Source organism: Cupriavidus sp. 05N39, assembly GCF_056397325.1.
This window is the reverse complement of the sequence record NZ_JBFTNE010000329.1, coordinates 1-427: the sequence shown is the minus strand read 5'-3', so window position 1 is coordinate 427 and position 427 is coordinate 1. Positions and strand designations below refer to the sequence as shown.

Here is a 427-nt window from a genome sequence, read left to right as displayed (position 1 = left end):
GTGAGCGCGTCGATCAGGCCGTGTTCTTCGGCCAGGGGGATGAACAGGTCCGGGCGCACCTGGGTGCCATCGGGGCGGGCCCAGCGCACCAGCGACTCGGCGCCGATGCAGATGCCGGTGTCCAGCTCGATGATGGGTTGGTAGTGCATGAAGAACTCGCGCCGGCGCACCGCGGTGGCCAGCTCGGCCGGCAGCGACAACCGTCGGCGCGACAGCCAGACCACCCCGCCCACCGCTGCCAGCGCGCCCAGCACGCCCAGCGGGATGAACTGGCGGAACTGCTGGCGGAAGCTGGCGATCAGGTCGGTACGCGGCGCGGTGGCGATGGCCAGCCACTCCTGGTCCTGGGCGGTGGCGTACAGGGTGTGGCCGTCCATGCCGCTGTGCGGTTCGCGCAGCAGGCGCTGCAGAAGCTGCTGGTCGAGGA

1 protein-coding gene is annotated in these 427 nt (G+C 71.0%); it reads right to left on the bottom strand.

Features of this window, described 5'->3' with window-relative positions; all coding sequences use genetic code 11:
• Positions 1-427, bottom strand: a 427-nt coding sequence (locus tag AC1DN0_RS41550; protein WP_477146678.1) for an EAL domain-containing protein, incomplete at both ends; no start/stop codon positions are given.